Annotated in this window: 6 protein-coding genes; 4 read left to right on the top strand and 2 right to left on the bottom strand. The window is 70.8% G+C overall.

The features are described 5' to 3' along the window. Positions 1–359: 359 nt before the first annotated feature. The 4 genes from JAP66_RS29650 (at position 360) to purH (ending at position 5,099) form a co-directional block, all read left to right on the top strand. On the top strand, positions 360–1,124 hold the full coding sequence (locus JAP66_RS29650) for a DUF5336 domain-containing protein (RefSeq protein ID WP_199435166.1): 765 nt from the start codon (positions 360–362) through the stop codon (positions 1,122–1,124). 133 nt (positions 1,125–1,257) lie between these two features. Then, the gene (locus tag JAP66_RS29645; RefSeq protein WP_199435165.1) at positions 1,258–2,796 is read left to right on the top strand and encodes a cell division protein PerM; all 1,539 of its coding nucleotides are present in this window, start codon (positions 1,258–1,260) and stop codon (positions 2,794–2,796) included. Between the two features lie 117 nt (positions 2,797–2,913). Continuing rightward, positions 2,914–3,531, top strand: coding sequence for a phosphoribosylglycinamide formyltransferase (gene purN, locus JAP66_RS29640; RefSeq protein ID WP_199435176.1), 618 nt, complete (start codon positions 2,914–2,916; stop codon positions 3,529–3,531). After that, positions 3,528–5,099 carry a bifunctional phosphoribosylaminoimidazolecarboxamide formyltransferase/IMP cyclohydrolase gene (purH, locus tag JAP66_RS29635; protein WP_199435164.1) on the top strand — a complete coding sequence of 524 codons (1,572 nt, stop codon included), beginning with the start codon at positions 3,528–3,530 and terminating at the stop codon, positions 5,097–5,099. Before purN ends, purH begins: the two co-directional genes overlap by 4 nt. Before the next feature lie 187 nt (positions 5,100–5,286). Here the strand turns inward: purH and JAP66_RS29630 are convergent, their stop codons facing one another. Together JAP66_RS29630 and JAP66_RS29625 are read right to left on the bottom strand one after the other, a co-directional pair. Further along, positions 5,287–6,078, bottom strand: coding sequence for an ABC transporter permease (locus JAP66_RS29630; protein WP_199435163.1), 792 nt, complete (start codon positions 6,076–6,078; stop codon positions 5,287–5,289). Beyond that, a complete protein-coding gene (locus JAP66_RS29625) occupies positions 6,075–7,037 on the bottom strand; it encodes an ATP-binding cassette domain-containing protein (RefSeq protein ID WP_199435162.1) in 963 nt (320 codons plus the stop codon). Before JAP66_RS29625 ends, JAP66_RS29630 begins: the two co-directional genes overlap by 4 nt. Between the last annotated feature and the right edge of the window lie 28 nt (positions 7,038–7,065).

The raw sequence follows: 7,065 nt of genomic DNA, 5'->3' as shown, positions 1-7,065 counted from the left end.
CGGCGTCAAAGTCGGCAAAACACCCACCGAAACCGCCGAACACGCGCGCGAGCTTTACAAGGCGCAGTAGCGGCCGGAGCCGAGACGCACAGGGGCCGGGTACCGGATGCGGTGCCCGGCCCCTGTGCGTTTGCTGTGGGTTTGCGTCGTCACCCGGCCGTGCGTTCCAGTGGATGGCGGGGGGAAGGAAACCAACCGGATGTGTGCGACGTCCTAGACCCAGGGTCGGCCGTGGTCTCCGCTGCGCTAACGTTCCGTTACCGCGGCCACCCACGGTCAGGTGGCGCGAGCCTCGACTGCCCGGTTGACTGACCAGGACCTACGGTGCGTTCCAGCATGAACACGACAGGAGAACACGGATGACCTTCCCGAGCGGCGCGCCGGGTGGATTCCCGGGCCAGGGCCCGCAGCAGCCGCAGCAGCCGTACGGGGGCGCGGCGCCGTCCTCGCCCGGCGGTGTCAAGATCGGCCTCCCCGAGATCCTCTTCCTGGCGATCGCGGGTCTTGGCGTGCTGAACCTCTTCCTCGGATTCGCGAACCTCGGTGGCGGCGAGAGCTTCTTCGAGACCAGGCTCGGCTGGGTTCCCGGACTACTGCTGGTCAGCGGTCTGACAGCGGCGTTCAACGTGCTGCCCGGCGAGCACAAGCCAGGTGCGTGGCCCGCGGTCTTCGCGCTGGGCGCGGTGCTGCCGTACCTGTTCAGCGTGTTCCAGGCCAGCGGTGACCTGCAGGCCGGCGGGATCCTCATCCTGATCTTCGGCATCGTCCAGATGCTCGCGGCCGTCGCGGCCTACCTGTTCGACGCGGGCATCCTCAAGGCGCCCTCTCCGCAGGCCTCGCCGTACGGCCAGCCCGGTCCGTACGGTCAGCAGCCCTTCGGCCAGCCCGGCCAGTACGGCCAGCAGCAGTACGGCCACCCCCCGCAGCAGCCCCAACAGCCTCAACAGCCCCAGCAGTCCGGCTCCGACCCGACGAAGTTCGCGCAGCCGGTCAACCAGCCCGGTCAGCAGCCGACGACGTACGCGTCGCAGCAGGGGCAGTTCTACCAGCAGCAGTCGCCCGAGGGTGGGCAGCAGCAGAAGCCGGGCACTCCGCCGGGAGGCTTCGGCCAGCCGGGCAGCTGACGCGCCGCGCGCCGGGACATCCGCGACGGCGTGGGCGTCCCGGCGCGCGTGACCTGCCCCGACCGGGTGGGGTGTGGCTCTCGTCATCCGATTTCGGCGGCGTGGCTCACCCGGACGGCCCAACGTGGGTGCGATGGTGCCCAGCATGGACCTGCTCTCCACGTCTTCGCACCGCAACGGTGCCGAGGCTGGTGAGCAACCGTCTCGCGGGGTGCGGGCGCGGGTGCTGCTCACCGCCGCGTGCGGACCGGTCGTCACCGGGTACGCCGTGGTGGCGACGATCTTCGCGCTGGTCACCGCCGCGGCGCCGCAGGCGAGGTTCTCCGCGGCCGGGGTGCTGCTGACCGCGGGCCCCGGCTGGCTCGCCGCCTACCAGGTCCCGGTCGAGATCGGCGGGGAACCGCTGGGGGCGCTGCCGCTGCTGCCGACGATCGCCGCGTGGCTGCTCGTGGCGCGTACCGCGGCCGCGGCGGCGCGCCGACTGCGGTACTCGGAACCGGCCAGGGCCGGCGTGCTGGTCGGGGTGTTCGCCGGGGTGCACGCCGCGGCGGGGTTCGTGATCTCGATGGTGTCGGATGGTGGGCTCACCGTACGGCCATTTCCGGCGTTGCTGGTCCCGGCGCTCGTGGCGGGTACCGCGGCGGCTGCCGGGTGCGCGCGCCGCTGCGGCCTTGCCACCGTCGCCCGCGACTATCTCGATCCACTGGCGCTGTACGGGCTACGGGCGGGCGCGCTCGGCCTGGCCGCGCTGCTCGCCGCGGGCTCGCTGACCCTCACGATCGCGACGGCCCTGTCCGTGCCCACGGTGCAGCAGTTGTTCACGGACAACGCTCCCGGCGCAGGCAGCGGTTTCGGCATGCTGTTGCTGACGGTGGGCTACGTGCCCAACGCGGTCGTGCTGGCCGCCGGTTTCGTGGCCGGGCCGGGGTTCCAGCTCGGGGCGCTGTCGGTGGGCCCGTTCTCCTTCTCCGGCGGCTCGCTGCCGGGGCTGCCGCTGTTCGCCGCGCTGCCGGAGGAGCAGGCCGCGTGGTGGCCGGTCTTCCTGCTGCTGCCGGCCGCGGCCGGAGTGCTGGTCGGCTGGTCGTTGCGCCGCTGCCACGACGCTCCGGCCGCCCGGCTGCGCACGGTCGGGGTGGCCGGTGCGCTGATCGGGTTCGGTGTTGTCGTCCTCGGCACCCTGGCAGGCGGGCGGCTGGGCACCGGACTGCTCGATCCGGTCGCGGTACCGGTCGGGCTGGCCTCGATCGCCGCCTTCTGCTGGATCGCGGTGCCGGGCGGGCTCGTGGCCTGGTTCGCGGGGCCGCACCAGCGCCGCCGTCCGGAGCAGGCACCGGAACCGGATGCCGGGCCGGCGACCGGGGAGGGCCCGGCGGAACAGGTGGAGACCGAGGACACCGTCGAGCCGGAGGAAGCAGGGAAAGTGGAGACCCCGGAGGACACGGGGGCCCCGGAGGACACAGAGGCCCCGGAGGACACAGAGGACACGGGGGACACGGGGGACTCCGGCGACTCGGGGGAGCCGGAGGACGACGACTTCGAGGACGCCCCGGAAGCCGAAGCCGAGCAGGACCCGGCGATCGCCGACACCGGGGAGCGCGCCGAGCCTTCGGAAGACCGGGAAGAACCGGAGCCTGCGGCCACGGCCGAGGGCGAGCCCGACGAGGACCGCTGAGCCGCTCCACCTCACTTCAAGATCGACTTCTCGCCGTTTAGGGTGGGGTTGACCAGGTCAAGCGCCGTGCGCCCGAGCGTGCACCGCCCTCCCGAGGAGACCCTTCTGGCTAGCAGGTTGGAGCTGCCCACCCCGGCGAAGCTCGTCGTACTCGCGTCGGGCTCGGGGACCCTGCTACAGGCGCTGCTGGACGCGACCGACCGGGCCGGGTATCCCGCCGCCGTCGTGGCGGTGGGAATGGACCGGGAGGGCATCGAGGCTCCCGTCAGGGCCGAGCGGGCCGGGCTCCCGCATTTCACGGTCCGGATGAGCGACCATCCCGACCGGGCGGCCTGGGACAAGGCGCTGACGGAAGCGGTCGCCGCCCACCGGCCGGACCTCGTCGTCTCCGCGGGGTTCCTGAAGATCCTCGGCCCGCGGTTCCTCGACCGCTTCCCGAACCGGGTGATCAACACCCATCCCGCGCTGCTGCCCGCGTTCTCCGGCATCCGTGCCGTCGCCGACGCACTCGAGCTCGGGGTCAAGATCACCGGATGCACCGTGCATTTCGTGGACGCCGGTGTGGACACCGGCCCGATCATCGCCCAGGAGGCGGTGACCGTGTGGCAGGACGACGACGAGGCGAGCCTGCACGAGCGGATCAAGGCGGTGGAGCGCCGGCTGCTCGTGGACGTGATCGCGGAACTGGGCCGTGCCGGCTGCACGGTGGACGGACGAAAGGTGAGTTTCTCGTGAGCGAGCAGTCCCCTGGTACCGGGCAGCGGCCCATCCGGCGCGCGTTGATCGGGGTGTCGGACAAGTCCGGCCTGCTCGAACTCGCGACGGGCCTGCACGCCGCGGGAGTGGAGATCGTGTCGACCGGCGGTACCGCGCGGGTGATCGCCGACGCGGGAGTTCCGGTGACGTCGGTGGAGGAGGTGACCGGTTTTCCCGAGTCCTTCGACGGGCGGGTCAAGACGCTGCACCCCCGGGTGCACGCCGGCCTGCTCGCGGACACGGACCGGCCCGAGCATGTCGAGCAGCTGCGCAAGCTGGACATCGTGCCGTTCGACCTGCTCGTGGTGAACCTGTACCCGTTCACGAAGACGGTGTCCTCCGGCGCGGACGCCGCGGAGTGCGTGGAGAACATCGACATCGGCGGGCCCGCGATGGTGCGTGCGGCCGCGAAGAACCACGGTTCGGTGGCGGTGGTCGTGGATCCGGACCGGTACGGCCAGGTGCTGGAGCGGGTGCGCGCGGGCGGGTTCGACCAGGCCGAGCGGAGGCGGCTCGCCGCGCGGGCGTTCGCGCACACCGCCGCCTACGACACGGCGGTGGCTTCCTGGTTCGCCGAGGCGTACGCGCCCGCCGACGACTCGGGTTTCCCCGACTTCACCGGCGCGACGTGGGAGCGTGGTGAGGTGCTGCGCTACGGCGAGAACCCGCATCAGAATGCGGCCGTCTACCGGCACTCGAGCGGCGGGCTCGCGCACGCGGAGCAGCTGCACGGCAAGGCGATGTCGTACAACAACTACGTCGACACCGATGCCGCGCGGCGGGCTGCCTACGACTTCGCCGGTCCGGCGGTGGCGATCATCAAGCACGCCAACCCGTGCGGGATCGCGGTGGGCGCCGATCTGGCCGAGGCGCATCGCAAGGCGCACGCGTGTGACCCGGTGTCCGCCTACGGCGGCGTGATCGCCACGAACCGGCCGGTGAACATGGAGACCGCGGAACAGATCGCGGACGTGTTCACCGAGGTGGTGCTGGCACCGGACTTCGACGCCGACGCCCTCGACGTGCTGACCCGCAAGAAGAACGTGCGGCTGCTGCGGCTGCCCGAGGTGGCCGAGCCGGATCCGGTCGAGCTCCGCCCGATCTCGGGCGGCATGCTCGTGCAGACCGTGGACAGGATCGACGCCCCCGGCGACGACCCGGCGAGCTGGACCCTGGCGGCGGGCGAGCCCGCCGACGAGGACACCCTCGCCGACCTGGCGTTCGCGTGGCGCGCCATCCGCGCGGTGAAGTCGAACGCGATCCTGCTCGCCGACGGCCTGGCCACGGTCGGTGTCGGCATGGGTCAGGTGAACCGGGTCGACTCCTCCCGGCTGGCGGTGCAGCGTGCCGGTGACCGCGCGAAGGGGTCGGTGGCGGCCTCGGACGCGTTCTTCCCGTTCCCGGACGGCCTGCAGGTGCTGCTCGACGCCGGGGTGCGTGCCGTGGTGCAGCCCGGCGGCTCCGTGCGGGACGCCGAGGTGATCGCCGCGGCCGAGGCCGTCGGCGCCACGCTCTACCTCACCGGCACCCGCCACTTCGCGCACTGAGCCGGCTGCATTCTGCCCGCAAAAGGCGCCCGGATGGCGCCCGCACGCTGCCTTTAGCGGGCTAAATGCAGCTCCGGGGCCGTCGAACGCTGGGTCACCGCGCTGGTCGAGCGGGTCCTCGATCCGCCGGGACACAGGGGAAGCCGGCGGCTCGACCCCGGGTCGAGCCGCCGGCCATGACGGCAGGTCACACCTTGCGGTTGTAGAGCTTCTTCGCCCACACGTAGCCGACCAGCGCGATGCCCGCGCACCAGGCCAGCGCGATCCACACGTCGTTGCCGACCGGCGTGTCCATCAGCAGCGCCCGGATGGATTCCATGATCGGCGTGAACGGCTGGTGCTCGGCGAACCAGCGCACACCCTCGGGCATCGTGTCGGTCGGCACGAACCCGCTGCCGAGGAACGGCAGGAACATCAGCGGCATCGGCAGGCTGCTGGCCCCCTCGACGGTCTGCGAAGACTGGCCGATCGCCACGGTGAGCCAGACCAGCGCGAAGCTCACCGCGGCGACCAGGCCGACCAGCGCCAGCCAGTCGCCGAAGCCCGCTTGCGGGCGAAAGCCGATCGCCAGGGCGACCCCGACCACCACGGCGACACTCAGGAACGCCTGGATGACACTGCCGACCACGTGGCCGGTCAGGACCGAGACCCTGGCGATGTTCATGGTGCGGAAGCGGGCGATGATCCCTTCGGTCATGTCCATGGCCACGGATACCGCGGTGCCCTGGACGATGGTCGCGATGGTGATGATCAGAATCGCGGGCACCACGTAGTTGACGTACTCGGCACGGCCGCCGGAAGGCCCGCCGATCCCGGCGCCGAGCGTGCCGCCGAACACGTACACGAACAACAGCAGCAGCAGGACCGGCATGGCGATCAGTTGCACGGTCATCGACGGGTATCGCACCATGCGTTTCAGGTTTCGACGCACCATCGTCGTCGAATCGCGCAGCGGGTGGCTCGCAACTGCGGTGGTCATCGGTTCGTCACCTTCTTGTTGTCGGAATCGCCGGTGAGGGCTAGGAAAACGTCATCCAGGTCGGGGGTGTGCACGGAAAGGCCGTCCACCTCGATCGACTCGTGGTCGAGCTGGTCCAGCAGTGCCTTCAGTGAGCGCAGGCTGCCGTCGTTCGGCACCCGCAGGGCCAGCGCGTCACCGTCGGAGTGCGCGGCCCGGCCGAGAACCCGTTGCGCGGTCCGGAATTCACTGGGCTCGGTGAACTGGAGCCGGACGTGGCCACCGGGAATCCGGCGTTTCAGTTCATCCGCGGTGCCCTCGGCGACGAGCCTGCCGCCCTCCAGCACCGCGATCCGGTCGGCCAGTTCGTCGGCCTCGTCCAGGTACTGCGTGGTCAGGAAGATGGTCACGCCACCGGCCGTCAGCTCGCGCACGATCTGCCACATCTCGCGCCTGCTGCGCGGATCCAGCCCCGTGGTCGGCTCGTCCAGGAAGATCACCCGGGGGCTCCCCACCAGCGTCATCGCCAGATCCAGCCGCCGCCGCATTCCACCGGAGTACGTGGACGCCGGTTTCCGCGCCGCCTCGGTCAGATCGAACCGCTCCAGCAGATCGGTCGCTGCTCGCTTGCCATCCTTTTTGGACAAATGGTTCAGGTCCGCCATCAGCCGCAGGTTCTCCTCACCGGTGAGCAGGTTGTCCACCGCGGAGAACTGGCCGGTGACCCCGATCGCCGCCCGCACCGAATCCGGATCGGACGCCACATCGTGCCCCGCGACCTCGGCCCGGCCGCCGCTCGCGGCGATCAGCGTGGACAGAATCTTGACCGCCGTCGTCTTGCCGGCGCCGTTCGCGCCGAGCAACGAGAAGATCGTGCCCTGCGGAACGTTCAGGTCGATTCCGTCCAGCACCACCTTGTCGCCGAACGATTTCCGCAGCTCGCTCACCACGATCACCGGTGGTGCCGCATTGTTCGTCATCGTCAATTCCCTTCAGTAGAAGAAATCG

This window comes from Qaidamihabitans albus, assembly GCF_016464705.1.
GTDB lineage: Bacteria > Actinomycetota > Actinomycetes > Mycobacteriales > Pseudonocardiaceae > Qaidamihabitans > Qaidamihabitans albus.
This window is presented reverse-complemented; position numbering and strand designations above follow the sequence as displayed.

Excerpts from the sequence above, each read along its gene's own strand:
- JAP66_RS29645 (WP_199435165.1), top strand. The coding sequence starts at position 1,258 with ATGGTGCCCAGCATGGACCTGCTCTCCACGTCTTCGCACCGCAACGGT.
- JAP66_RS29625 (WP_199435162.1), bottom strand. The coding sequence starts at position 7,037 with ATGACGAACAATGCGGCACCACCGGTGATCGTGGTGAGCGAGCTGCGG.
- JAP66_RS29630 (WP_199435163.1), bottom strand. The coding sequence starts at position 6,078 with ATGACCACCGCAGTTGCGAGCCACCCGCTGCGCGATTCGACGACGATG.
- JAP66_RS29650 (WP_199435166.1), top strand. The coding sequence starts at position 360 with ATGACCTTCCCGAGCGGCGCGCCGGGTGGATTCCCGGGCCAGGGCCCG.